The 25,896-nt window shown below is 66.0% G+C and carries 22 protein-coding genes; 10 read left to right on the forward strand and 12 right to left on the reverse strand.

Annotated elements, in window-relative coordinates; translation table 11 throughout:
- Positions 1-22: 22 nt before the first annotated feature.
- Positions 23-529 carry a hypothetical protein gene (locus tag Pla108_RS05465; RefSeq protein ID WP_146443785.1) on the forward strand — a complete coding sequence of 169 codons (507 nt, stop codon included), beginning with the start codon at positions 23-25 and terminating at the stop codon, positions 527-529.
- A 425-nt stretch (positions 530-954) separates the two neighbouring features.
- Positions 955-1,803: a TIGR01457 family HAD-type hydrolase gene (locus tag Pla108_RS05470; RefSeq protein ID WP_146443787.1), complete on the forward strand. Its 849-nt coding sequence runs from the start codon at positions 955-957 to the stop codon at positions 1,801-1,803.
- A gap of 166 nt (positions 1,804-1,969) precedes the next feature.
- Here the strand turns inward: Pla108_RS05470 and mnmA are convergent, their stop codons facing one another.
- The gene (mnmA, locus tag Pla108_RS05475) at positions 1,970-3,091 is read right to left on the reverse strand and encodes a tRNA 2-thiouridine(34) synthase MnmA (RefSeq protein ID WP_146443789.1); all 1,122 of its coding nucleotides are present in this window, start codon (positions 3,089-3,091) and stop codon (positions 1,970-1,972) included.
- A gap of 180 nt (positions 3,092-3,271) precedes the next feature.
- On the opposite strand from mnmA, the gene prfB reads away from it, so the two are divergent.
- Positions 3,272-4,394, forward strand: a protein-coding gene (gene prfB / locus Pla108_RS05480; protein ID WP_390615217.1) for a peptide chain release factor 2 whose coding sequence is annotated in 2 segments (ribosomal slippage) — positions 3,272-3,340 and positions 3,342-4,394 — 1,122 coding nt in all. Because the reading frame shifts where the segments join, the coding sequence is not laid out codon by codon here.
- A 138-nt stretch (positions 4,395-4,532) separates the two neighbouring features.
- On the forward strand, positions 4,533-4,985 hold the full coding sequence (locus tag Pla108_RS05485; RefSeq protein ID WP_146443794.1) for a hypothetical protein: 453 nt from the start codon (positions 4,533-4,535) through the stop codon (positions 4,983-4,985).
- A 3-nt stretch (positions 4,986-4,988) separates the two neighbouring features.
- Here the strand turns inward: Pla108_RS05485 and Pla108_RS05490 are convergent, their stop codons facing one another.
- Entirely contained in the window at positions 4,989-5,795 is an 807-nt protein-coding gene (locus tag Pla108_RS05490; RefSeq protein WP_146443796.1) for a 3-keto-disaccharide hydrolase, read from the reverse strand.
- 165 nt (positions 5,796-5,960) lie between these two features.
- Here Pla108_RS05490 and Pla108_RS05495 point away from each other — a divergent pair, with 165 nt between their 5' ends.
- Positions 5,961-6,926, forward strand: coding sequence for a hypothetical protein (locus Pla108_RS05495; protein WP_146443799.1), 966 nt, complete (start codon positions 5,961-5,963; stop codon positions 6,924-6,926).
- A gap of 116 nt (positions 6,927-7,042) precedes the next feature.
- Complete coding sequence (locus Pla108_RS05500; protein ID WP_146443801.1) at positions 7,043-7,762, forward strand: hypothetical protein; 720 nt, start codon at positions 7,043-7,045, stop codon at positions 7,760-7,762.
- 104 nt (positions 7,763-7,866) lie between these two features.
- Here Pla108_RS05500 and Pla108_RS05505 read toward each other — a convergent pair whose 3' ends face one another.
- The 4 genes from Pla108_RS05505 to Pla108_RS05520 all read right to left on the reverse strand — a co-directional run bounded on the left by Pla108_RS05505 (position 7,867) and on the right by Pla108_RS05520 (position 12,119).
- The gene (locus Pla108_RS05505; RefSeq protein WP_197526268.1) at positions 7,867-8,142 is read right to left on the reverse strand and encodes a putative signal transducing protein; all 276 of its coding nucleotides are present in this window, start codon (positions 8,140-8,142) and stop codon (positions 7,867-7,869) included.
- 194 nt (positions 8,143-8,336) lie between these two features.
- Positions 8,337-8,705 carry a putative signal transducing protein gene (locus Pla108_RS05510; RefSeq protein WP_146443805.1) on the reverse strand — a complete coding sequence of 123 codons (369 nt, stop codon included), beginning with the start codon at positions 8,703-8,705 and terminating at the stop codon, positions 8,337-8,339.
- 176 nt (positions 8,706-8,881) lie between these two features.
- Complete coding sequence (locus Pla108_RS05515) at positions 8,882-10,123, reverse strand: DUF1501 domain-containing protein (protein WP_146444445.1); 1,242 nt, start codon at positions 10,121-10,123, stop codon at positions 8,882-8,884.
- Positions 10,124-10,301: 178 nt separating this feature from the next.
- Positions 10,302-12,119 carry a DUF1549 domain-containing protein gene (locus Pla108_RS05520; protein ID WP_197526269.1) on the reverse strand — a complete coding sequence of 606 codons (1,818 nt, stop codon included), beginning with the start codon at positions 12,117-12,119 and terminating at the stop codon, positions 10,302-10,304.
- An 893-nt stretch (positions 12,120-13,012) separates the two neighbouring features.
- On the opposite strand from Pla108_RS05520, the gene Pla108_RS05525 reads away from it, so the two are divergent.
- Positions 13,013-13,342: a hypothetical protein gene (locus Pla108_RS05525; RefSeq protein WP_197526270.1), complete on the forward strand. Its 330-nt coding sequence runs from the start codon at positions 13,013-13,015 to the stop codon at positions 13,340-13,342.
- Positions 13,343-13,487: 145 nt separating this feature from the next.
- On the opposite strand, the gene sdhB is transcribed toward Pla108_RS05525, so the two are convergent.
- Positions 13,488-14,339 carry a succinate dehydrogenase iron-sulfur subunit gene (gene sdhB, locus Pla108_RS05530; RefSeq protein WP_146443810.1) on the reverse strand — a complete coding sequence of 284 codons (852 nt, stop codon included), beginning with the start codon at positions 14,337-14,339 and terminating at the stop codon, positions 13,488-13,490.
- A 255-nt stretch (positions 14,340-14,594) separates the two neighbouring features.
- On the opposite strand from sdhB, the gene Pla108_RS05535 reads away from it, so the two are divergent.
- Complete coding sequence (locus Pla108_RS05535; protein ID WP_146443812.1) at positions 14,595-14,930, forward strand: winged helix-turn-helix domain-containing protein; 336 nt, start codon at positions 14,595-14,597, stop codon at positions 14,928-14,930.
- Positions 14,931-14,985: 55 nt separating this feature from the next.
- Here the strand turns inward: Pla108_RS05535 and sdhA are convergent, their stop codons facing one another.
- The 5 genes from sdhA to Pla108_RS05560 form a co-directional block, all read right to left on the reverse strand.
- A complete protein-coding gene (sdhA, locus tag Pla108_RS05540) occupies positions 14,986-16,974 on the reverse strand; it encodes a succinate dehydrogenase flavoprotein subunit (RefSeq protein WP_146443814.1) in 1,989 nt (662 codons plus the stop codon).
- Positions 16,975-17,071: 97 nt separating this feature from the next.
- Positions 17,072-17,923 (reverse strand): succinate dehydrogenase cytochrome b558 subunit, encoded by an 852-nt coding sequence (locus Pla108_RS05545; protein ID WP_231934297.1) that lies wholly within the window; start codon positions 17,921-17,923, stop codon positions 17,072-17,074.
- Between the two features lie 234 nt (positions 17,924-18,157).
- Positions 18,158-19,762 carry a tetratricopeptide repeat protein gene (locus Pla108_RS05550; RefSeq protein ID WP_146443816.1) on the reverse strand — a complete coding sequence of 535 codons (1,605 nt, stop codon included), beginning with the start codon at positions 19,760-19,762 and terminating at the stop codon, positions 18,158-18,160.
- 191 nt (positions 19,763-19,953) lie between these two features.
- Entirely contained in the window at positions 19,954-20,634 is a 681-nt protein-coding gene (locus tag Pla108_RS05555) for a hypothetical protein (RefSeq protein ID WP_146443819.1), read from the reverse strand.
- 288 nt (positions 20,635-20,922) lie between these two features.
- Complete coding sequence (locus tag Pla108_RS05560) at positions 20,923-22,710, reverse strand: S41 family peptidase (protein ID WP_146443821.1); 1,788 nt, start codon at positions 22,708-22,710, stop codon at positions 20,923-20,925.
- A gap of 720 nt (positions 22,711-23,430) precedes the next feature.
- Here Pla108_RS05560 and purH point away from each other — a divergent pair.
- Complete coding sequence (gene purH / locus Pla108_RS05565) at positions 23,431-25,017, forward strand: bifunctional phosphoribosylaminoimidazolecarboxamide formyltransferase/IMP cyclohydrolase (RefSeq protein WP_146443823.1); 1,587 nt, start codon at positions 23,431-23,433, stop codon at positions 25,015-25,017.
- A gap of 170 nt (positions 25,018-25,187) precedes the next feature.
- Positions 25,188-25,883 (forward strand): FHA domain-containing protein, encoded by a 696-nt coding sequence (locus Pla108_RS05570; protein ID WP_146443825.1) that lies wholly within the window; start codon positions 25,188-25,190, stop codon positions 25,881-25,883.
- Positions 25,884-25,896 lie beyond the last annotated feature (13 nt).

Consider the following 25,896-nt stretch of genomic DNA (forward strand, 5'->3'; position numbering starts at 1 on the left):
CGCGTCGAATTAATGTGACGGCATGCCCGTCTTCCTGATCACGATCCACGCCTACCGGAGCTGGAACGCGGACCACCCTCGCGGCTATGTCCGCCACGGCAAGGGCATCCTACCCCCCAACGCGGAGCAGGCGAAAGCGTACGACGAGCGGGCCGCGGACCTGCCGGCCCTGTTCGGTGACGCTGAGCAAGCGGCCATCGCCTCGATCTCGGCCGATGCTTGCCTCCGACGGATCTGGCGGCTGCACGCGATCGCGGTCGAGCCGACGCACGCTCATCTGCTGGTAAGCTGGCGAGACGACACGCGATCAAGCGTCGTTGGCGGCAAAATCAAGAACCTGATCAGCCGCGAGTTGAACTTAGGGCTAGCGACGAAACGCAAATGGCTGAGTCGTGGGGCGAGCCGCAAGCGGGTGAAAGATCAACGGCATTTCGATCACCTCCTCGAAACCTATCTTCCGAAGCATCGGGGATTGTTTTGGAAGGAAGGGTTGCCGCCGCTGCCGCCGCCGGCTTCCGCCGGCGGCTAAGCGTTTCAGCAACGAGGGGGGTCTCAGCCGTCGGCGGAAGCCGACGGTGTGATCGACCAAATACGCTAGCACCCACTCCCTCCCTGCCCGCAAAGTTTGCAGCATCCGCCCAGATACGCGTCGTGCTTGTAAGTCGGGGGGGAACTGTCGAGGGGGGGCAGGCGAAGGTTCTGCGTCTTTTCGCCCCTTCGTTGCGGAAGTTAACCGCTTCCTCACCTGTCGGGCGCACGGCTTGCGTACACTTCTCTCGGCGTTCGCTTCGTCGCAATGACGGCTCGGCAGCGCCCCCTCTCAAGTGGGAGGGCCCCCACCCTCGCGACGGGCGCAGTGCCGGTCGTCCTGCCTATCGCCGCCGACGCAGCCCCCGTGTGGCAACGCACGGTCTTCCCTGCGCGCGTGGCTCCCCCCTTTCGGATGCGACTCAGATGAAGCGTGGATTTCTGATCGACATGGATGGCGTGATCTACCGCAGCAGCCAGTTGATCCCTGGCGCGGTGGAGTTCATTAAGCTGCTGCAAAAGCGGCGGATCCCTTTCCTGTTCCTCACCAACAACAGCCAGCGGACCCGCCGCGACGTGGCGATGAAGCTCAACCGGATGGGCATGCCGGTCGATGCGAGCCACATCTTCACCTGCGCGATGGCGACCGCCCGGTACCTGGCGCACCAGAAGCCGCACGGCACCGCCTACGTCATCGGCGAAGGGGGCTTGCTCAACGCCCTGCACGAGAACGGCTACGCGATCGTCGACAAGTCGCCCGACTACGTCGTCGTCGGCGAGGGACGCACCCTCAGCTTCGAGATGCTTGAGTCGGCCGTTCAGATGGTGATCGACGGCGCCAAGCTGATCGCCACGAACCTCGACCCCAACTGCCCGACGCAGCACGGCACCCGCCCCGGCTGCGGGGCGATTGTGTCGCTGATTGAAGCGGCTACCGGACTCAAGGCGTTTAGCCTCGGCAAGCCAAGCCCCGTCATGATGCGCGCCGCGCGCAAGGAACTCGGCATGGCGACCAGCGAGACGATCATGATCGGCGACACGATGGACACCGACATCCTCGGCGGCGTCCAGATGGGCTACCGGACGGTGCTGGTGATGACCGGCACGACCTGCCAGGAAGACCTAGCGAAGTTCGCGTTCCAGCCCGACCTCGTGGTCGATTCAATCGCCGACCTCTGCGACCACGACGAGCTGCTCGACGAGCTGGTGCCAACGTTCAACCGCGAGGACGACACCCCGCACGACATGCGGGAGTGGATCGCGGCTCACTCTTGAAAAGGTTAGCCGCGGATGGACGCAGATTAACGCGGATATTTTTTGGCAGATCGGCGCCGATCAGCTTGGCGAGCCATTTGCCAAAAGATTGCTAGTGCCTTGCGAAGGCCTCGCGCTCCGGCGACTCGCATCCGCGTTTAACTGCGTTCATCGGCGGCTACTTTTTTTATTCAATCCACCCTCCGCCAAGGACGCGGGCCGGCTCATCAGCGGCGTAGCAGACAACCGCTTGCCCCGGTGTGACGCCTTGCTGCGGGGTGTCAAATTTCACATAGAAACGCCCGCCTTCCAGCGGCTCAACCGTCGCCGGCGCCGCGGCCGAGTTGTAGCGGATCTGCGCCTCGCAGCGCATAGGCCCAGTCGGTGGTTCGACGAGCCAGTTCGCTTCGTTGGCGGTCAGCTCCGTGCGGTCGAGGTCGCTGCGCTCGCCGAGGATGACGCGGCGCGTGTCGGGATCGATCGCCACGACGAAGGCCGGCTTGCCGAGCGCCACGCCGAGGCCTTTACGCTGGCCGACCGTGAAGCCGTCGACGCCCTCGTGGCGGCCGACGACTTCGCCATCAACGGTGACCAACTCGCCCCCGCGATCGCCGTCGCCCCCTTCCGTCGAATCGAGCCGCCGCTTCACGAACTCGTCGTAACGGCCCTGCGTGACGAAGCAGATCTCTTGGCTGTCCTTCTTCTCGGCGACGTTCAGCCCGATCGAGGCGGCCAGCTCACGGATCCTCGGTTTCTCAAAGCCGCCGACCGGCAGCAGCATCCGCGGCAGGAGCTCGCGACCGATGCCGGCCAGCACGTACGACTGGTCCTTCGAAGCGTCGACACCGCGCAGCAGGGCGGGCCCGTCGGGGCGTTGTTCGAGCCGCGCGTAGTGCCCCGTGGCGACGAACTCCGCCCCAATTGAATCGGCGTAGTCAAAGAGCTTGCCGAACTTGATCCAGTTGTTGCACTGCACGCACGGGTTGGGGGTCCGGCCGCGGGCGTACTCGGCGACGAAGTAGTCCATGATGCGGCCGAACTCCGCATTCAGGTCGAGTGCGTAGAAAGGGATCCCTAGCCGGTCCGACACGCGGCGGGCGTCTTCGGCGTCGGCAGCGGTGCAGCATCCCTGCTTGTGGTCGAGCCGGGAGATAATCGGCAGCGACGACGCGTCACTCGAACAGACCGCGGGCGACTGCTCGCCATGCCGCATGAAGACGCCGACCACATCGTGCCCCGCTTCGATCAGCAGGTGCGCAGCGACGCTCGAATCGACGCCGCCGGACATGGCGAGAACAACGCGGGACATAAACCTTCCGAATCAACCTGAGCCCCAGGCGCTAGCCTGGGGAGCGTGTACCGAAAAACTCCGCAGGCCAGCGCCCACGGCTCCGACGCAATTCCGTGGGGCGTCTTCCCCACTATCCTACGCACTGGCGGGCCCGATATAACTGCGGGTCTCACAAGACGTTTGCCGCGAGAGCTTACGATGGAAAAGGAATGGTACGATCGCGCCGAGGCGATCCGGGAGGCCCTGCTACAGCTCAGGGACTCTCTTTGACTACGCTGGCAAAAAAGAACGAATCGCCGCGATCGAAGCCGAGCAGGCCGCCCCAGACTTCTGGAATAACCAGGAGACGGCTCAGGCCTCAATCGCCGAGCTGAAGGGCTTCAACGCCGTCGTCAGCCCCCTCGACGCGGCCGTGAAGGCGGCGGGCGACCTCGACGCCCTCCTGGAGATGGCCGACGAGGACGAGGCCTTCGCCGAAGAGGCCCAGGGGGAGATCGCCCGCATCGAGGCGATGCTCGAGGGGCTCAAACTCTCGGCCCTGCTGAACGGCCCCAACGACGCGGCCGGCGCCATCATCACGATCCACGCCCGCGACGGCGGCACCGACGCCAACGACTGGGCCGAGATGCTGCTGCGGATGTACCTGCAGTGGGCCGGCAAGAACGACTACTCGGCCGAGCTCCTCGACCGCTCCGACAACGAAGAAGCCGGCATCAACGACGCGACCGTCGTCATCCGCGGCCCGATGGCCTATGGCTATCTCCGCGGCGAGACCGGCATGCACCGCCTGGTGCGGATCAGCCCGTTCAACTCCGAAGGCAAACGCCAGACGAGCTTCGCGGCGGTCGATGTCACGCCCGAGATCGCCGACTCGGCCGAGATCGAGATCGACGAAGCCGACGTCCGCATCGACACCTACCGCGCCAGCGGCGCCGGCGGCCAGCACGTCAACAAGACCGACTCGGCGGTGCGGCTGACGCACTTGCCGACCGGCGTCGTCGTGCAGTGCCAGAACGAGCGCTCGCAGCACAAGAACCGGGCCAGCGCGTGGAAGATGCTCCGGGCCAAGATGGCGCAGCGCGAGGAAGACCGCCGCGACGCCGAGGACGCCGCCGCCCGTGGCCAGCAGGCGAAGACCGGCTTCGGCAGCCAGATCCGCAACTACTTCCTCCACCCCGACCAACGCGTCAAAGACACCCGGACGAAGTACCAGCAAGGGAACTTCCAGGCGGCGCTCGACGGCGACATCCAGGGATTCCTCGACGCCGTGCTGCGTTGGCGCGCCGGACAGCCGATCGAAGTGACGGACGACGACGATTGACCCGGAAGTGTGTGGGAGGGGTCTCCGACCCCGATTTCGGCGTCCAAACCGCAACGGCGGGCAGCGCGTCATCGGGGTCGGAGACCCCTCCCACAGAGATCGTTCGTCCTACATAGATCGTTGCGGAGGAAGTGGAGGATGCCGACCGAGGGAGAGACCGTCGCCGAACTGGTTAACGGCGGACTACGGCTCCGCTTTGTATGGGAGAGCGACCGACTCACGCAGACGCTCTGCCACGGTGAGACGCAGCTAACGTCGCTGGACCAACGGGCGATCGAGACGCCGGTTTTTATCGAGCTCCATCAGCAGGGGGAGCTGATCTTCTTGTCCGGTCAGTCGGGCGATCGGCACTGGTCGGCGAGTATCGAACCCGACGACGAGGGATTCGTCTTCGACCTCGCCTGCCGGGCCAAGTCACGCGCCGAAGGGCTCGGCGTCGCGTACGCCGGCAGTCCGGGACTGCGGATTCTTACCGACGCCGAGCCCGCCCCTCAATTGCTCGACGGCGTGCAGACGCTCGCGATCGAGCCGCCGGCGGGCGACCCGCCCTACACGGCCCGGCGCCGCTATCGGCTCGCGATCAAAGCGTAGCGGTCACTCTTCGGCGGCGATTTCCGCCAAGGTCTTGGTCGTCCCGTCGCTGTGGTTCATCATCATCGGCTCGCGGCGCTGGCCGGTGGGGGGCTCAAACTCACGGACCCAGATGTTGCGGAAGCGGACCGGGTTGCCGTGGTCCTGTAGCGCGATCGGTCCCTTGGGTCCGATATCGACGTAACGGGGCGGGTGGTTCCAAGCGGTGTCCCCTCGCAGCGCGAAGCGGTTCTGCACCAGCACGCCGTTGTGGACGACCGTGACATAAGCCGGCTCCTCGAGTTGGCTCGAGGAGTTGAACTTCGGGCAGGTCCAGTAGATGTCGTAGGTGTTCCACTCGCCCGGCTTCCGCATCGCGTTCGCCAGCGGCGGAGTCTGCTTGTAGATCGCGGTGGCCTGACCGTCGGCGTAGGTTTTGTTGTCGTAGGAGTCGAGGATCTGCACCTCGTAAATGCCCATCAAGAAGACGCCACTGTTGCCGCGGCCCTGGCCGTCGCCCTTCACATTGGACGGCGCGGACCACTCGAGATGGACTTGGCAGTCGCCGAACTTCTGCTTCGAGGTGACGTACCCCTTGCCGGCGAACGCGATGCCGTCCCTGACGGGCCACTGCTCACCGTTCTCCCACGCCGACATGTCTTTGCCGTCGAACAAGACGACCGCGTCCGAGGGGGGGTCCCGATCGGTCTCGCCCGGCGTCACAACGGGGGGCTGGTCCCACTCCATCCCGGGCAGAAACTCGATGTTCTGCGCCGAGGCGGGGGCGGCGATTCCACCCAGTACGAGCAGCAAAGCGGCGAGACGTGTCATGCGGGGCGTATCCGAGGAAAGATTGGGACGAGTTCGAGTCGGCTGATTATGCCTACGGGGATACGACGGATCAAAGGCGGGACGCGCGAGACGTGGACGTTTCCCGCTTCCCCCTCTTCGCGGCCCTTCCTTCTCCTGAGGTCGGCTGCGCGAGATACTAGGGGGATGCCCGCCCCCCCGATCGAACAGCTCCAGCGCGAGCTGACCGACAAATACGTTCTCGTCACCGGCGACCGGCCCGAACTGGCCCGGTTCGACGGCTATGTCGGGCAGGTGAAAACGGTCAACTTCAGCGGCCGGGCCCTCGTTGAGTTCACCGGCTTCCAGAACAACCCGGCTTGGTTCGACATCGATCCGGCGTGCTTGCGGGTGGTCGATAAGCCCCCCGAGCCCGAGGCCCCCGCCAAGCGGACGGCCCGCCCCGCCTCGAAGATTCCGGCCAAGACAGGGGCGTCGGCGGCCGACGTCCTCGCCGCCGTCCGGGGAGGCGCCAAGGCGTCCAAGCCCGACGCGGCGGGCCGGTCTGGCAAGCCGACGGCCGGTGCTCCGAAGAAACCGGACTCGAAACGGGTCAGCCCCTCCGTCGGCGCGAGCACCGCGGATATCCTGGCGGCAGCCCGCGGAGGGAAGTCCTCCAAGGCCCCGCCCGAAAAGACCTCCCCCGCCGAAGGCGAGAAACGCACGAGTCCGTCGGTCGGCCTCTCGACAGCCGACGTCCTCGCCGCCGCCCGCGGCAAGAAGCCGTCCGCCGACCCAGCGCCACCGTCCCCCAAGCAGCCCCCAAAGCAGCCCCCCGCAGCGAGTCACCAGAGCGGTATGACGACCGAAGAAATCCTCGCCGCCGCCCGCGCCGCGAAGAAGCCCGCCGCCGAGGCCCCAAAGACATCGGCGATCGACGAGCTCGCCGCTGAATCGAAAGGCGCGGCGCGGCGCCAGCTGACCGCCGCCGACATCCGCGATATCGGTTTGGGTAAGCTCTCGATCCATCGCGAACCGGTGGTGGCGACCACGCCGCTAGCGAAGAAACCGCGCCCCGCGTCGGCCGACCCACACGTCGAGGCGTTGCCGGCGAAGGTCGATCACACCAAGTACACCGCCGCCGACATCCTGGCGATGGGGCTGCGGAAGTAGGGAACCGCCAAGACGCCAAGAGCCGCAAAGGAACGCGATCGTAGGGCATGCCTCGCCCGCAAGAAGCAGAGTCAAACGCAACGGCACAGCGACCGAAACTCGGAAAGCAAAGTTATATGGAAACTGACCCGAGCAGTTGGCGCAACTACGCAGCGATATCGCTCACATTGAAAAGCTCGCTTTGCGCCTTGATCTTCAGCGCCGTCGCTTTGAAAGGATCTCGTGTGAGATGGTGGAAGCGGCTACTCAGCGGCGTCGGCTGTTTCTTCGTTGAGGCAGGGATACTCATCGCCTATCAGTGCGGACGCGTCGAAGGCGCCTCGTTCAAAGCCTGGCTACCCCGTGTTTTAGTAGGCCTTACCGCCATCGCGCTAGCCCTAGCATCTGATTGGTCCGGCTGGCAGTCTCGAAGTGAGTGGGCCCGCGACTCGATGGTCGGTGCTGTTTATTTGCTGTCTGCCGATGCCGCGAGCTCGGAAGGGAGCATCATTTATACGATGGATGGTAATGCCGGTGAGATTACAGGTCGGTGGAACTCAGCAGTATTCCTTGGCGCGTACGGAGTCGCTCTTGGCGCTTTGTTTCTCCGCAACACTCTTAACGCTGCCATCGCTCTTGGTTGGCTGGGAGCGATGACGGGCGTCATTCTCAGTGTACGTTTCTTTGCTTGGTCTCTCGATTCGCTCGACAATGATGTCTCCCGTTTACACTACAGTTTGAGCTACTACCTTCACTTCCACGGCCCGACCTTGCTAGCGCCGTGGGTGGCGTTAGTAGTCCTAATTCTGACGACACGCGCGACAAGTTCAGACCCTGTTCAGGACGCTACGCCGTAACTGCGTTCGGCTTGTTACGGCCCCCGCAACCCAAACGTCTCTCTGCGTCTCCGCGTCTCTGCGCGAGACTAAAATCGTAGGTTCGGCGCAATCGTGACGATCGGCTACTCTTCGCTTACATCGCCGACATCGACCTGCGACCAGTCGACCTCGCCCGCGAAATCCAGGTCGTGATTGGCGAGCAGCGCCTTTGCCCGCTCCAAATCGGCCTTCGCCACCAGCACCCGGGCGCCGGCGTTGATCGCGATCTGGAAGTCGGAGACCGCGTCGCCATCGACCTCCGCGCGGATGTCGTTGTCGGCGAGATAGCCCTGCACGAGGTGCGCGTCGGTCAGGTGGCCGCAGGTCGTCAGGACGACGATGTCGGTGGGGTCGTTCATGGCGATTGGTCCTGGGGATTGGTTCTTGGAGAGGGAGCGGTTCGCGCGTTCCTCCGGGGACTGACGTCTCCCGGCTCGCATGAAGCGAGTCCGTCATAGTGTACCGTTCGATCCGCCTGCGAGCCGGGAAGCCTAAGCTCCCGGAGTATTCGGGTCACTGACCCTATTCGATTTCCACTTCTAATCCGCACCGCCTACAGGATCAGCAGCACCAGCAGCCACAGCACCACGACCACCGCCGCATGACGCATCCACGAGAACGGCGTCGCGCCACGCGTAATTGAATCGTCTTCCCCTTCATCGGCGTCGCCGACATCCACCTGCGACCAGTCAACGCTGGCGCTCTCGATCCCCTCCTCAGCGAGCAGCCGCTTCGCGAGGTCGAGCTCGTCGGCGCGGACCAGCACACGCACCATCCCCGGCGCCTCGGCGCGGAAACCCGCGACCATGTCGCCGTTGTAAACGGCCCGCACGCCGTGCTCGGCGAGCGCGTCGCAGATCATGATCGCGTCGGCCTCGGTGGGCGTTTCCGTCAGCTTCACCGTTTTGTGGGGATCGCTCATCGCGCTCGATCTCGATCAGGGAAGTTAAAATGGTTTGGTGATTCCTCCGGGGACTAACGTCTCCCGGCTCGCATGAAGCGAGAGCCGCCTGCAAGCCGGGAAGCGCCGTGGTCCAGTAAACAAAGCTCCCGGAGTTTTCGATTTCCCTCGTCCCCCGTCCCTAACGCCTCGTCCCTCTAAGCGAAGAGTTCGCTGATCGGCGCCCCACCCCCCGCGATCTTCATCGGCCGGCCGTTGGTGCTCGTGAAGTTGGTTTGCAGCGACAGGCCCATCGCCTGACACACCGTCGCCATCAGGTCCTCGGCCGAGTGGGGTTTCGACTCGACCGTCGATCCGTCCGCCGAGGTCTCGCCGATCCCCAGCCCCCCTTGGAGGCCGCCACCGCCGACTACGGCGCTCCACGCCCGGGCGTAGTGGTCGCGGCCCGCGTCGCCGTTGATCCGCGGCGTGCGGCCGAACTCACCCATCCAGACGATCACGGTCTGGTCAAGCAGGCCCCGTTCCTCGAGGTCGCTGACCAGGGCGCTCATCCCGCGGTCGAGCTCCGGCAGCTTTTGATCGAGCCGCGTAAAGCAGTCGTCATGCAGGTCCCAGCCGCCGAAGTCGACTTCGACGAAAGGCACGCCCGACTCGACCAGCCGCCGCGCGAGCAGGCAGCTGCGGCCGAAACCCGAGTCGCCGTAGCGCTCGCGCGACTTCGTGGGCTCGCTCGCGACGTCGAACGCCTTCATCTGGTCGCTCCGCATGAGCGAGACGGTCCGCTCGAGGACTTTGGCGTGTTCGCCGGCGGCGGGGCCGCGACGCTCCTTGGCGAACCGGCCCTCGATCTCGGCGAGCAGGGCGAGTCGCTCGTCCATCCGCTCTTTCTCGACGAGCGCCTGAACGTCGCGGACGCGGCCGCTCTGATCGACCTGCAGCGGGGCGTACGCCATGCCGAGGAAGCCGGGGCCCTCGCTCGGTCCGCCGATCGAGACGAACGGCGGGATCTCGAGGCCGGCGATCTTCGGCTCCATCTCGTGGGCGATGACCGAGCCGTAGCTGGGGTGCACAACGTTCGGGTTGGGGACGTAGCCGGTCCGCAGGTAGTAGGCGCCGCGGGTGTGGTCCGCCTCGCGGGTGCTCATCGAGCGGATCACCGACAGGTGCTTCATCTGCTCGGCGACGAGCGGCAGCCGCTCGGTGATCTCGACGTCGCCGGTGGTGCGGATCGGGCGCAGGGGTCCGCCCGTCGCGACGCCCGGCTTCATGTCCCAGATGTCGATCGTCGGCGGCCCGCCGCTCATCCAGAGCAGGATGCACGACTTGTGGTCACGAGAGAGCTGCGACGCCGCCGCCTCGACCGTCCGCCCCAGAGCGAACGACGCCGCGCCGAACGCCGCGGCGCCCGCCATGTGATCGAGGAAGTGTCGCCGGGTCATGCCGCTGTGCATGGCGATTCCGAAGTTTTGAGCCGTACGCGCTAGCGTCGGGTGGCGCCCCGTTTGGCTTCACCCGCGGCTAGCGCCGACGGCTCCGATTGAAGGGGATTGTTTTGTGGGTGGCGGATTCGAGCGTTGGCAAGGGTCTTGGCGAGACCAAGCCGAGACCGCGGCAACTCTAATGCTGCAGGATGAATTCGTTGCTATTGAGCAGCGCCCACCACACGTCGCGGAGCGCCTCGGCGGCGTTCCCTTTCCGGGCGACGAGCAACTGGTTGCAGACGGCGAGTTCCTTGCGGTCGGGCTTCCGCGCCAGGGCCGCCAAGTAAAGCTTCTCGACGCGGTCGGCGTTCGACAGCGATCGGTCCGCGGCGATCGACGACAGGAACCCGGCCGGCTTCTTCTCAGCATAGTCGCCCGCCGCGGCGGACTTCTTCTTCATCTCGACCCAACCGAGTTCGGTCGCCCGCCGCACGAGCTCGCTGTTCATCATCGCCAGCGACTGGGGGATCGATCCGTTGAACGACGTCGCCTCACCATTCTCGTCGTTGCCGAAGGCGGTGGCGAACTGCCGCGTCCAGCGCCGGCGGGCCTCGTCGCGGCGGTCGTCGGAGAGGGCCTCGTCGGCTCGGGTGGCGGTGATCAGCGATTCGTAGATCTGCTCGGCAGAGAGTTGGCGAAGGTAGAACCGGGTGAATAGCGGCGGCTGGCCGAGCGATGGCTCGTCGTCTTGGTTCGATCGCCCCGCCATGCTGTCAAGGCCGTAGGCGTCGCTGAGGACGATCCATCGAGAGAGGCGAAGCAGGTCGTAGTCCGCGTCGCGGAACGCCGTGGCGAGGGTCGCCATCAGGTCGGGATGCGACGGCGGGTTGTGGGCGCCCATGTCGTCGACCGGCCGGGTGAAGCCGTAGCCGAAGAAGCGGCCCCACTCGCGGTTCACCGCCGAGCGGGCGAAGTCGGGCGACTCGGCGATGAAGCCGGCGAGCTCCTCGCGGCGATTCACTAGCGCCAGCCGGCCGCTGTCGCCGTAGTCGTGGCCCCGCTCGAGGAACACGTCGTGCAGCGAATTCCCATCGATGAAGACCGGGTAGGCGACCTTCAGCTTGCCGTTGCGGAGTTCGTAGTACGTCTCGGCGGCGTCGGCCTGGCCCGGCAGGCTCGCCAGCGCCGCCATCCGGTCGCGTCCTTCGCCGTAGAAGTCGCGGTCGACGATACGGGCCTTGGGGCGGTCGTCTTCGTCGTCGCGGACGCGCTCGGCGCGGGTCTGGCGGAAGAAGGCGGCGAGCTCCCAGAACTGGTTCTGACGCCCCTCGTTGAAAGGGTGGTTGTGGCACTGGGTGCACTGCACCGAAACGCCCAGGAACAGCTGCGCTGTCTTGGCGGTCGCTTGCACGCCGTTCTCGTCCATCTTGTCGGCGAGGTAGTTGGCGGCCGGGTTGTGGTCGTCGTCCTCGGGTCGGACGCTGCCGCTGGCGGTCACCATTTCGCGCATGAGCTGGTCGAGGGGCCGGTTTTCGGCAAAGGCCACACGGAGGTACTTCTCGAACGGCTCGCGCACCGCGAGGGAGTTCCGCCCGCCGCCGGTACGGCCGATCAACAAGTTGGCCCACTCGGTGGCCCGCCAGCGGGCGTGTTCGTCGCGGTAGGAATCGCCCAACAGCCGATCGACGAGCCACCGCCGCCGTGACTTGGCGGCCTGGGCGACAAAGGCCTCGAGCTCATCGATCGTGGGGATCCGTCCCACCAGGTCGAGATAGACCCGCCGCGCCCAAGCGCCGTCCGGCGCGGGCTTCGAAGGGGTGACGCCCGAGTCACGCCAACTGGCGCTGAGTGACTTGTTGATGGCGGCAACGATTTGCGCGTCGTCGACCTTGGCGTCGCTGACGGCGTCTTGAGCGGTGGCCGCAAGGCATCTTGCTTCGCCGAGTACCGCAACCGCCGCGACGAGCGTCACGGTCTGGCAGAGCGTCCGGAAAAGAGCTGACGCATGCGTCATCGGCAGCCGTCCTGAGAAGAGCGAAACGAACGCCTCACTAGCAATTCTAACCTTCAACCCGCCGTCGAACGAAGCTAACCCCAACATTGCCCGCTGATCAGACGAATGCGGCCGAACTACCGACCACCTGTCTGGCTAGTTATTCAACCGCCGGAGCCGCCATCGGCGCCGCCCCGAATGGGTTCCGGTCGAAGGAGTGCAATCCGGTCGAGTCGACGCCGTTGAGTTGGCTGGGGCGCGTCTTGGTGATGACGCTCTCCCCCTTTCGATTCGCCAAGAGTTCGATAGTTATCGCCCCAGCGAATGGCGTGGTTCGTCTCGAAGTGCGGCAGAATTGCCCATTGTATCGAAACGATGCGTATCAAAACGCAACAGGCGGGCTGGGGTCGCCTGTTCCAACGACCCCAAGCCCGCCCGTGTTGTCCAGAATCAAAGCCGACCATTAGCAGGGTACGGCGGCCCGCCTTTGGTCGTAACCTCTTCTCCGTTAAGGGATTCCGTCAACAGTTGCGATAGCCTCTTTGTCCGCCGGCCCCTGAGCGCCTCTTCTCATTCCGGCCCATGACTAGCTGTCGGGGACCCGGTGGGTTACCTGCTGACAACTACAAGTAATGCAATCACTGTGCCAAACATTGCAGGTGGATTGCCCCTTCGCATGAGATCGATGTGATTGCGGTTGGCGTCAATTGGATACCATTTGCGGCGCGGCCGGCGATGCGATTTGAGGGCTCGGACGCGACACAAAGTCCCTCAGGGAAGGAAGTTGCCGTTCCGAGGGGGCCGTTCGGCGCCGTTGCTGCGTATTGAGAACTGGCGAATACACGGCACGATCCAGGTAGGGTCGGCCTGGCCAGGCATGGCGCCGCCGCGGCGCCCGAAGGAGAACCCAAACCATGTTGCGTTCGAAGAAAAACCTGCTGAAACGATCGTTTGCCGTTATCGCGATGCTCGCCATCGGCGGCCTGGTGACCCTCGGAGGAGCGTCCGAGGCGCAAGCCCGCCACGGCTGTGGAGGGTACGGCTACGGCGGCGGCTATGGCGGCGGCGGATACGGCCACCACGTGAGCCACTACGGTGGTTACGGCGGCGGATATGGCCGCAGCGCCGTGATCGTCGCGCCGGGCTACGGGTACGGAGGCGGCTACGGCTACCGTGGCGGCTACGGGGTTGGCTACGGCAGCTATTACGGCGGCCGTGGCGTGTCGATCGGCTTTGGCTTCTGAGAGCTCGGCCGGCGCCCGCGTTCAAGGTTAAGACCGGTAGGGCGACGCTCCATTGCGTTCCCTACTGGTCTTTGTTTGTGCAGTAGCTGCAGTGCGATTTGCGTCGCCGACCTTCTCGATACGAGGGGTCGATCAAATCGCTCGCTCAACGATCGAAGAGCTTCTTGATCGAGTAGACGGTCACCTGCCGACCCGCCCTGGCGATCGACTTCGTGAGCGGAATATCTTTGGGGCAGACCGCCACGCAATTTTGGGCGTTGCCGCAGGCCGCGACGCCGCCAGGACCCATGAGGGAATCGAGCCGCTTGTCGGCGAGCATCTTGCCCGTGCCGTGGTCGTTGAAAAGGATCGCTTGGCTGATCGCTTGGGCGCCGAGGAAGCCCGTGTCGTAGGCGGCGGTCTTCCGAGCTGCGTACGAGTCGTCCGTTTCGCCCGGCTTCCGCTCCAGCTCGATCTTGGTGTACTGCGGGCACGCGTCGAGGCAGCAGCCGCACGTCATGCACTCCGACAGCGGGTAACGCGACTCTTGCGAGTCTTGCGATTCCTTCGGGCCGGCGCCGCGGTCGAGGTAATCGTCGACCGGCACCCACGCCTGCACGCGCTCGAGCGCGCGAAACATCCGGTCGCGATCGACGACGAGGTCGCGGAGCACCGGGAATTTCGCCATCGGACGCAGCTCGATCTCGCCGGGCGTCTCTTCGAGCAACTTATCGACCAACGCCGAGCAGCTCTGACGGACGCGGCCGTTGATCACCATGGTGCAGGCGCCACAGACCTCTTCGAGGCAGTTGCAGTCCCAGGCGACGGGGGACGTTTTTTCACCCGCGGCCGTCTTCGCCATCCGTGCGATCTTTTGCAGCACGCTGATGACGTTGAGGTTCGGCTCGTAGGGGATGCGGAACCTCTCCCAACGGGTCGGCTTGCCGGGGGCGTCCTGCCGCTGGACGCGGACGTCGAACGTGGAGGGACGGGCGTAGTCTTTATTCGGGGCGATCATGCGGGCGCCGAAGGGGGCATGCGGTTCGTCGTTAGCCGGCTCCGTGAGGGAGCGGCTTCTCAGGCAATTTAGGGCGTCGGGCCGGCGACCGCCAGAGACGACGCCCGTCTGTCTATCGCGGTTAACCGTTGCGCGGCGGTAGTTTTAACGAGGTCAACGGCCGCAAGATTTGGAACCGAGGCCCTCTAAAGTGTACGATCCGGCCGGCGTGAGCCTTGCTCTGCCCCCCGCCGTCCGCCGACCGGAGCCCACCTCATGGCGAAGAAGACCGCTAAGAAAGCCGCCGCCCCGAAGCCCGCCGCCGAAAAAGCCACCAAGCAGGTCCCGCCGACGCCCACCGCGGCGCCGGTCACGACCAAAGTGACGCCAGCAGCGGCGCCGGCCGCCTATTCCAGTGACGCGATCGGCTACGCGGCTGGCGACGTCTGGGGCGCTTTGCACGGCAAGGGCTGGCAGACCCTCGCGGCCGTGAAAAAAGCGTCGGACTGCCCCGCTGACCTAACGCTCATGGCGGTCGGTTGGCTGGCGCGAGAGGGGAAGCTCGACTTCGCCGTCAGCGGCCGCTCGGTGAAGGTGACGCTCAAGGGCTGACACGCCCGCAGCGGCCGTCGTTAAGCCGTGACCCGTCGTTCACCGTGACCCGTCGCTAAGCCAACGCCGGTTCCCGCTTCGCGGCGGCGTCCTTGGCGGCCTGGCGTTCTTTCCAGACTTCTTCGATCATCTCGGCGCCCACCAGGCCGTAGAGCCGCGGCCGGGGCGGGATCAGCGAGGTGTCGACCTCTTCGTAGGTTATCGACGGCTCGCCGGCGTCGTCGAAGGTGGCGATCGTGGTCTTGAGCCACTTCTCGTTCTTCGCCTGGAAGGCGTCGCACCACTTCTCGGCCTGGCGCCTGCGCTCGGTGGGGTCGTCCGACGAGAGGCCCGGCATCGTAAAGTCGGGCTTGAAGTGGGCGCCCCGGCACTCGTCCCGCTGCAGCGCGCCACGGAGGATCGCTTTGGCGATGGGGAACATGTCGCGGAGCGCCTTGGTGAAGACCACGTTTTGGTTCGTCCAGGCTCCGGTGTCGGAGAGGCTGCAGCGCTGGGCCCGCTCGCAGAGCTCGCCGACCTTGGTGAGGGCGGCCTCGATCTGGTCGTTGCGACGCACCACGGTGGCGGCCTTGGTCATCTCTTCGCCGAGCAGGTGGTGGATCTCATAGGGGTTCTCGTCGCCGTCGCCCGCCTGCTTCAGCAGGGCGTCGTGCTCCGCCTGCTTGGCGGCCACGGCGCCGGCGTGCAGCGAGTCAAACTTGGCGTCGGTCGAGCTCGCCTGCAACGATCCGATCAACTTCTCGATGCCCGGCGCCGCGAAGAGGCCGGTGAAGATGCAGGAGAGCAACGAGTTGGCGCCGAGCCGATTGGCGCCGTGGTAGTGGTAGTCGCACTCGCCCATGGCGTAGAGCCCGGGGATGTCCGTCTGCTGGTTGCGGGGGTTCTCGGCTTCGAGGCCCCCCTCCCGGCTGCGCGCGTAGTCGGCCCAGAGGCCGCCCATGATGTAGTGGACGGCCGGGAAGATCTTCATCGGGACGTCGCGCGGATTGTCGCCCTGGAACTTCTCGTAGATGTTGAGGATGCCGCCGAGCTTGCGGTCGAGCTCCTCCCGGGGGATGTGCGTCAGGTCGAGATAGACGCACTGCTTGTCGGCTTCGACCGAGAGGCCGCCGTTGACGCAGACGTCGAAGATCTCGCGCGTGGCGATGTCACGCGGCACGAGGTTGCCGTACTCGGGGTAGCGTTCTTCGAGGAAGTAGTAGCGTTCGCCCTCGGGGATTTCGCGCGGCGCCCGAGGGTCGTGCGGCTTGCGCGGGACCCAAACGCGTCCCCCTTCGCCACGGGCCGATTCGCTCATCAGCCGCAGCTTGTCGGCGCCCGGGATCGCTGTGGGGTGCACCTGGATGAATTCGGGGTTGGCGTAGCGGGCCCCGGCGCGGATGCAGCGGCTGGCGGCCGAACCGTTGCACGCCATCGACATGGTGCTGCGGCCGTAGATCAACCCACAGCCGCCCGAGGCGACCACGACGGCGTCGGCCTTGAACGAGCGGATCTGCATCGTGACGAGGTTTTGCGCCACCGCGCCGCGGCAGCGGCCTTCGTCGTCGACGATCGGACCGAGGAAGTCCCACCCCTCGTGCATCGTGACGAGCCCGGCGGCCTTGTGGCGGCGGACCTGCTCGTCGAGGGCGTACAGCAGCTGCTGGCCCGTTGTGGCGCCGGCGAACGACGTCCGCTTGAACAACGTGCCGCCGAACCGGCGTTGATCGCGGAAGCCTTCTTGGGTGCGGTTGAACGGCACGCCGAGGCGGTCCATCAGCTCGATGATCTTCGGAGCGGCGTACGCCATCTCCTTGACCGGTGGCTGGTGCTGGAGGAAGTCGCCGCCGTAGACGGTGTCGTCCAGGTGGAGCCACTCGTCGTCACCCTGCTGGCGTGTCAGGTCGTTGACGCTGTTGATGCCACCCTGGGCGCAGGCGCTGTGGGAGCGTTTGACGGGGACGAGGCTCACCAGGTCGACGCTCACGCCATTCTCGGCGAGCTTCATCGTGCAAGCCAAGCCGGCGAGTCCGCCACCGACCACAAGAACGCGTTTTTGAGCCATATTCGATTCGGCTGGTTAGAGCTGTCAGCAGGGGCAATTTGGCGAGCGTGGCCAGGGCGAGCGGCGAGCGGCGAGCACAACGCATCGCGGCGTCGGCCTATTCCTCGGCGTCGGCGTTTTCAGCGGGCTCTTCTTCGACCTCGTCGTGGGCTTTCTTGTGCGAATCGGCCGCGACGAGCCCCTGTTCGACTCGGGAGTTGAACATCTTGTCCTCGATCTGCCGGGCCTGCTCGAAGCCTTCGCCCGAGCCGACAGCGATCATGCCGCCCAGCGCCGAGAACCCAACCGCAAGAAGCCCCAGTCCGAAAACACCGCAGACGTAGAGGGCTTTCTGTTGGGCCTTCTCGCTGGTCCAAACGCCCCACGTGATGCCCATGGTCCAGAGGCCGTTGGCCAGGTGGAAGACGCTCGCCGTGATCCCGAGGGCGTAGAAGGCGATGATCAGCGGGTTTTGCAGCGCGGCGCCGGCGGTCGACGGGGCGTTGTAGGGGCGGAACTGGTGCCCTCCCAGCGGCTCGGCCGCGGCCAGCCACCAGTCGAACTGGAACCAGCCGTGCATGTGGAAGACGTGGTAGAGAATAAACAGCAGGGCGATCATGCCCGTCGCCCGCTGCAACGTGTACCGCACGTTGCTGCCGTAGGCGTAGTGGGTCGTGTTGGGGACGCCGGTCGTGATGATCCAGACCCCCACCGCCGCGTGGAACAGCAGCGGCAGGAAGATAAATAGCCACTCGACCAGCGGCAGGATCTTCCCGAGGGCGTGGATGCCATAGACGTTCTCCTGGAACGTCTCGGGCCCGTTCAGCACGCTAGCGTTCACCGTCAGGTGGACGCACATGAAAGCGCCGACGGGTATCAGACCCGAGAGCGAGTGGAGGCGGCGGATGAGGAACTCGTGTCGTTCGAAAAACGACAGGCCAGTGGCCTTAACGGGCGCAGCGACAGACACCGGCCAACCCTTCCGTTCGACGTGGCATCGCGGGACAAAACCACCCCGCTAGCGCGCCAACCGAATCGCCGAGCTGGGGTTTAACGCCCCTGAGTATAGGGGCGCCCCGCCCAACAGCAACACGGCCCCCCTGGCGCCGTGATTGCCCGAGCACCGCGAATCAACGCAAAAAAACCGGGGGGCGTCATTAAGACGCCCCCCGGTGCGGTTCGCTATCGATTGCGAGCGAGATAATCAGAGGCCGAGGTTCGCCGCTCGGGCGCGGTACTCGTTGGCCAACGCCGTCTGGCCACTGTCGGCCAACTCGTTGGCGAGCGACTCGTACGCGGGCCGCAACGTCTTGTCGAACTCGATGGCGTTCATGTAGGACTGGATCGCCTTCTCGCGCTCGCCGGCCAGCGATTGGGCCTTCCCGCGGCGGTAGTAGTGCATCGCCTCGCTCGGCTCAAGCCGGATCGCCTCGTTCAGGTCGTTGATCGCCTTGCGGTAGTCGCCGTGCGAGAGATGGGCCAGTCCGCGGTTGACATAGGCGGGCGTGTAGCGGTCGCTGACAGCGATCGACTCGCCATAAGCCCGGATCGCCTCGTTCATGTCGCCGAGCTTGGCCCACGACATGCCCTTCCAGAGATTCGAGCGGGGGCTGTCGAAGTCGATGCTCGCCGCCTGTTCGAAATCGCGGATCGCGAGCCGTTCTTCGCCCATGAAGTGGAAGCAAATCCCACGGCGGAAGTACGCTTCGCCCTGGTTGGGGTCGAGTTGCAGCAGCTTGCTGAAGGTCCGAACCGCGTCGGCGAGGTCGCCGTGGAGCCGTTCGGCCACGCCTCGGCGGAACAGGGCGGCGACGCGGATCCCGTCGGTACGGGGGTCCTTCTCGGGGAGTTCTTCGAGGAGCTTTTCGCAAGTCGCGACGCTGACGGCGTACTTTTCAGTGGCCGCCTCGGCGTCGCCTTCCCGCGCTAGTTCCTTGCCCTGCTCCTCGTAGACCGAGGCGAGCGTCAGGTAGCCCTGGGCGAACGGCAGGTCTTCCGCCTCGTCCTTGGGCTCGTACTTGGCGATCGCCTGCTCGAGGTTCTTCGCCGCCTCGGCGTAGTCCTCTTCGATCAGGGCGATTTGGGAGCGCGTGAAGTAAGCCTCGTAGTTGTCAGGCTCGATCGCCAGCGACGCCTCGAGGTCGGCGTTGGCTTCTTCGAACTTCCGCATCGATCCATACGCCTGGGCGCGGAGCCGCAGGGCTTCGGCTTCTTGGGCTTCCTCGCCTTCGGGCAGGTCTTCTTGACCGGCGATGGCGTCGAGGTACTTGGTCAACGCCTTCTCGCCCGGGTCGGACCCGCCGAGCTTGACGAGGGTCTTGCCGTAGTTGAATTGGTACTGGGGGTTGCTGCGGTTGGCCTGGACCGCCGCTTGGAAGTCGGGAAGGGCCGCCTGATAGGCGTCGACCTTCATGTAGACTTCGCCACGCGTGTTTTGAATCTCGGGCAGCACCTGAGGCTGCGTCTGGGCGTACTGGATCGCCTTCTTGAGGTCCTCAATCGCGGCCTCGTAGTCTTCGATCTGGGCGTAAGCCTTCGCCCGGAAGAGCAGCGGGCCCGGAGCGTAGGCGCCGGCTCGCTCGAAAGCATTGACGACGGTGGTGAACGTCGCGGCGGAGGCTTCGTAGTCGCCGTCGGCGAACTGCTGCTGTCCCTGCTCGAGGAGGGCCTGCAATTGTTCCTGGGCCGAAAGTTCGCCCGTCGCGCCGAGGGCGTCGGCGGCGACATCTTCGTCTTGGGCCAAGGCGGAAGAAACCGACAGGCCAGAAGCCAACAGGCCAACGGCGAACGAGCGGAAAAGCAGATTCATGACGGACGCCTTAGCGGGAGTTCCGGCGGGAGCCTAACGAAGAAGGACTAGGCGACCGCTCCACATTCCCGTGGCGCCGGCCGAGTCCAGACCCCCGAGTCTACCCCCCTGAGACGCGGCGGGCGGGGCTTCGGTTCCCCTCGCAACGCCATTTAGCGGCGCGGATGTACCGGTTGCGCCAGCTCCGCGGGTCACACCAGCGGCCGCGCTGTTTGGGTGATTTCTTTCGCCGGCTGCGTATCCTTCTTCCCGGCGACCGCCCTGCGTCCGTTCGATCGGGCGGTGCGGCAGTACTCGGTCGCAAACGCTTCGGCCGCTTCGGCCGTGAAGTCGCGGTCGATCGTCCGCTTCAGCCGCCCCAACTCGTAGATATGAACCACGTAGTTGGTGACCGGTTCGGGCCGGCCGAACTCGTCGGTCTTCTCGTCCGTCTCGGCAGACGTCTCTTCTGTCTCGTCAGCCGTGGGCTGGGGCTCGTCGTCGACGGGCTTGGGCGCCCGCTTTTTCTTCTTGCGGCTTTCGGTGACGGGTTTCTCTGCTCGCTTCTCGGCGGGCTTCGTTTCGGCGGGGGTGTCGTCGTCGTCCGCGTCGTCGAACAGCCCGGCGCCGAATCCGCCGCCCGATTCTGACTTCTTGGCCGCGGTCTTCTTCACCCGCTTACGCCGGACGGGCTTCTCGTCCTCGTCAACGACCACCGATTTGGCCTTCTTCTTGACCGTCTTTTTCTTGACGGACTTCTTCTTAGGCGCCGCGGCCTTCTTCTTGACGCTCTTCTTCGCCGACTTTTTGGGCTTCTCTTCCCCGTCGTCGTCGAAATCAACGTCGGCAACGTCGTGGAACAGGTCGTCGTCTTCTTCGCGCGGCATCGGCATGGCTGGAGAGCCCTGAGAAAGAGCTAAACGCGCGGGACGCAGGGAGAACTTGGTCGGTTCACCCGGCGGGCTCCGCCTGGAGCGGGGACTCGCCCCGCAAAGGACTGAGGGAGACAGCCGCTGACGGAAGACTCCCGCCAGCTGTGGCTGGCCCGCTTGGTGTCGCCCCATTCGGGGGGGCGTCGCGGGCAGTACGGACTACGCCGCACGTTCGAAGCTAGTATCTCGGCCCGTCGGGGACGCTGTCAACTCCGGGCGTGGCCGCCAGGCCGTCCTAGCGGAACCGATTCAACGCATCGCCATCTGCTGGCGGGCCACCTCGATCGCCCGCGCCAGGGCGGTGTCGGCCGGTTCGGCGCCCGCTTCGCCCCGGTTGCCGCCCGCTTCGCCCCGGTAGCCGGTGGTGCGGCGGACCGCCCTGGCGTCGTCCGCGGCGATGGTCACCGTCACGTCGGGGCTCACGCCCACGTCGCTGATCGCTTTACCGAGCGGCGAATAGAACTTGGCGGTCGTCAGCCGGATGCCGGCGCCGGAATGGGTCATCGGGAAGATTCCCTGGACCGATCCCTTCCCGAACGAACGGACGCCGACAATGGTGCCGCGACGGTTGTCGTGGATCGCCGCGGCGAAGATCTCGCTGGCCGAGGCCGAGTCGCCGTCGATCAGCACCACGAGCGGCACCCGCCAAGTGCCGGCTTGATGGGCCCGGTAGTCGAAGTCCTCGCCGTCGCTGCGGCCACGGGTCGAGACGATGTTCCCCTGGGCGACAAACTTGTCGGCCAGCTCAACCGCCGACGTCAGCAGCCCGCCCGGGTTGCCCCGCAGGTCGATGACAAGCGTCCGCATCCCTTGCCGGTGGAGGTCCCAGAGGGCCGACTCGACATCGCGGCTAGTGGATTTCTGGAAGACCGGAATCCGCATATAAGCGACGCCATAGTCGGCGTCGAAGATGCCGGGCTCTTCAATGCTCGGCACCTCGACGTGCTCGCGGCGGACGCGGACGGTGCGCGATTGGCTGTTGAGCGGGGCGTCGGTCGCCGGCTTTGCCGCCAGGTAGGCGAGATCGTCCGACCCCGTCGCCGGGGCGTTCGGCGAGGCGACGGTGACAAACGCGAAGCTCCCTTCCTCGCCGGTCAGCAGCGCGGCGGCTTCGTCGGTCGTCAGGGCGGCGGTCTGCTGGCCATCGACGGCGGTAATGCGGTCGCCGGCGTGGAGGCTGGCCCGTTCGGCGGGGCTGCCCGGAATGACCCGGACGATCAGCAGGGCGCCGCTGTCGGCCTTCAGCTCGACGCCGAGGCCGACGAAGTTGCCTTCAATCTGCGAGTAAACGTCGCGGAGCTGGCCGGGGGTCAGGAACGCGGAGTAGTTGTCGAGGCCGCCAGCGGCCGCGGAAACGAACTCCATCGTCCAAGCCGCCGCCGGGGCGCCGATCCGATTCTCGCCGAGGGCCGACAGGTCCGATGCGATCCGCAGGGCCTCACGGGCGTTGCGGACCTCGCCGATCGCCAGGAGGCGGTCGTTCAGTTCCTGACGCAGCGCCTCGATGCGGGCGTCGGTCGGCCGGATGCCGTGCTGGCTCTGGAAGGCGGGGTCGCGGGTGGCGACGAGCATGGCGTGAGCGCCACGCCGCGTCAGCTTCGTCCAGGGCGGGGTGACGACATAGTGCGACTCGATCTTTGAGAGCAACTCGGAGTGCAGCTCGAGCGCCGCGCGGGCGTCGACGCTGCCGAGGGTCTCGATGAAGCTGGCGTCGGAGTAACGACGCTCTAGACAGCTATGCAGTCGGGCGACGTCAAAACGCCATTCAAGGCGGCGTTCGCCCGGGGTTTCGCGGAGCGCCCGCTCGTAGTGAGCGACGGCGTCGGACCAGCGGCCGAGGCTCTCGAACTCGAGGCCCTTCTCGATCGCCGCGTCGGCCTGCGCCGGGAGCGCGTCGGCGGGGATCGCCACCGACTCGCTCGCTTTCGCGGCGGGCAGAGCGACCGCCGGCTCGGCGAACGCCCCCATCGGGGCGAGCGACAGCAGGGCGGCAAACAGGGCGCATCGGCAGGGCGACGCGTCTAGAAGCTGGGACATAGGCTCGTTCCGTCTCGCGGGGCAGGACACCCCTCGTCGGGCGACGCGAAAAGTCGCGATCGCTACGGCGGGGGGCGGCTCGCTCGCGACCGACGCCGCGACGACGCACCGCTCTGGGCCGGCTCAAGAACGAGCAGGCCGAGAATTGCGGGACGCAGACGCGGGGGGAGGGCGTTCGCGATCGAGTCAGCCGCGGAGTCGGAGCGCGTCCCAGCTCGCGTGCGTTTTCAGCGGACGGTTCCGCCGAATTCAGCACACTCTTCCGACATCCCCCCAGCTCATGCCGGGGTCGTGGCCAAAGGAATATAGATCGCGGTTTCGGGGCGGTCAAAAAACGCGTGGCCGATTTCGACGCCTCGCCAAGCCGTCCGGGCGAGTGATCCGCAAAGGCGGCGCGACTGGCCCGGGCAGGGTCCGATCGCGACGATTAGGCGGGGTGCGTCAACAGCAGCCGCATTGCGCTTTTGGACCGGGAGAAACCCACCCTCGCCCTTGAGCAACGCCCCATTGGGCGTCGCGGCGACAGTAGCGAGAGAAGCAGGTCGCTGTGGCTTCGTGCCGTTAGTCGCCGGGGCGCCCTCGCCCCGGCCGTTCTGAGGCTAAGTACGCGGGCCGCTGGGGCGGGGTTCACGCCGGCTTGTTGATCGTCGAAGTTGGCGGTGCTATCGTCCGTCCCCCGGCCGTCTTTCGCCCTCCCCTCCACGCCCCCTCCCGCGACGCATGCCTACCCTCCCCATCAAGCAGGCCCTGCTCAGCGTCAGTGACAAGACCGGCCTGGTGTATTTCGCCCGGCGGCTCAACGCGGCCGGCGTCGCCCTGCTGAGCACCGGCGGCACCCGCAAGGCGCTCGAGGACGCCGGGCTCCCGGTGCGGGACGTCGCCGACTACACCGGCTACCCGGAGATGATGGATGGCCGCGTGAAGACGCTTCATCCGCTGGTCCACGGCGGCCTGCTCTGCCGTCGCGACAACCCAACCGACGTCGCCTCGGCCAAGCAGCACGGGATCGAGATGATCGACCTGGTGGTCGTGAACCTCTACCCGTTCGAGCAAACAATCGCGGCGGGCGACCCGCCGATCGCCGAGGCGATTGAGCAGATCGACATCGGCGGCCCCTCGATGGTGCGTTCCGCCGCCAAGAACCACGCCTTTGTCGCCGTGGCGACCGACCCGGACCAGTACGAGGCGATCGCCGAACAGATCGAGACCCAAGGGGGCACGACCGCCGAGCTCCGTCGCTTGCTGGCCGCCGACGCCTTCGCCAACACCGCCCGGTACGACACGACGATCGCCGGCTACTTCGCGCGGAAGACCGCCGCGGAGGGGGCGAGTGAAGACGAGCCCTTCGCCGACCGGATCGAGCTCTCCCTGGTCCGCGAGTCGGCGCTCCGCTACGGCGAGAACCCGCACCAAGCTGCCGCTCTTTACGCGCTGGCCGGCGCGCCGACCGCCGCGTTGGTCCACGGCGAGCAATTGCACGGCAAGGAGCTGTCTTACAACAACTGGCTCGACCTCGACGCCGCCTGGGCCGCCGCCAAGGCGCTCCCCTCGCCGGGCGTCGCGGTGCTCAAGCACAACAACCCGTGCGGCGCCGCGACCGCGGCGACCGTCGGCGAGGCGACCGAGCTCGCCTGGGCCGGCGACCCGGTCAGCGCGTTCGGCTCGATCCTCGGCTTCAATGTCGAAGTCGATGAGGCGGCCGCGCTGTGCCTCGCCGAGCCAGGCAAGTTCGTCGAAGCGATCGCCGCCCCCGGCTTCACCGACGAGGCGATGGAAGTCCTCACGACCAAGCCGAAGTGGCGCAACAACGTGCGTCTCGTGAAGCTCGACACCGAGGCCGCCCCCGCCGGCCGTATCGTCCTCCGCGCGATCGACGGGGGCTACCTCGCCCAGACGGCCGACGACGGCCCCGACGAGCCCGACACGTGGCGGTGCGTCACCGAGGCCCAGCCAACCGCCGAGCAGGCGGCCGACCTCCGCTTCGCCTGGGCCGCATGCCGCCATGTGAAGTCGAACGCCATCGTGCTGGCCCGCGGCGGGATGCTCGTCGGCGTCGGCGCGGGTCAGATGAGTCGCGTCGACTCGGTCGAAATCGCGATCCGCAAGGCGGGCGATCGTGTGCGGGGATCCGTACTCGCCTCCGACGCCTTCTTCCCGTTCGAGGATTCAATCGTCACCGCCCACGAGGCGGGCGTCGCTGCGCTGATCCAGCCGGGTGGCTCGAAACGAGACGACGAGGTGATCGAGGCGTGTAACCGCTTCGGCATCCCGATGGTCTTCACCGGCAAGCGGCATTTCCGGCACTGAGCTCCTCCCGTCCTGGGGGCGACGGCGTCGCGGTGAATGCCTGTTTGCGGCCGGAATCCCATGATATAAAGTAAAGCTCCTGCCCCCAGCGACGTTCGCTTTGCCCCAGAGCGACGATCTTCAAAAGCTGGACCTATTCCCTGCCAATTGCGTAACCGCCCGCTCCCTTCATGGCCCGTGTCACGCTGCAAGTGCTCGACGGCGCCGATCGTGGGGCGGTGTTTGATCGCACCGAAACACCGCTGACAATCGGTCGGGAAGAAGGCAATACGATCCAGCTCAACGACGAGCGGATCAGCCGCTTTCACGTCAAGATCCAAGAAGACCAGGGCAAGGTCGTCCTGACCGATCTTGAGAGCACCAACGGCACCCGCGTCAACGGGCTCGACACCCAGCTCCGCATCCTCCAAGTGGGGGACCTAATCGCGGTGGGCCGTTCGACGTTGCTCTACGGCGCCCGTGATGAGATTGCCGCAAGGGTCGAGATGCTCCGCGCCATGGGCGCCCGCGCGCCGAGCGACTCGATGGTCGACAAAGCGACCGGACCGGTCGAGGAACGCGAGCCCAACCTCAACGACTCGGCCAACCTGGTCGATCTGCAGTGGGGGGCCGATTCCCTGGGATTCCCCGGTACGCTCCACCTGCCGGGACCGCCCGGTTTGCCGGAGGGGATGACCCCTGCCCAAGCCGCGCAGGTCGCCGAGATGCTGGAGTATTTTCATACGCGCACCCGAGCGCTGCTGCACAACGCAATCGCCCCGAACGGCGACCGACCGGTCGCGATCGAGCGCGAGCGTTGGCACGAGTTGGTCGATCTGCAGGCGCAGCTCGCCCAGTACCTCCGCCGCATCGGCGACGCGACCTAACGCGGTCTCGACG

The sequence above is a fragment of the Botrimarina colliarenosi genome, from assembly GCF_007859955.1.
Classification (GTDB): Bacteria; Planctomycetota; Planctomycetia; order Pirellulales; family Lacipirellulaceae; genus Botrimarina; species Botrimarina colliarenosi.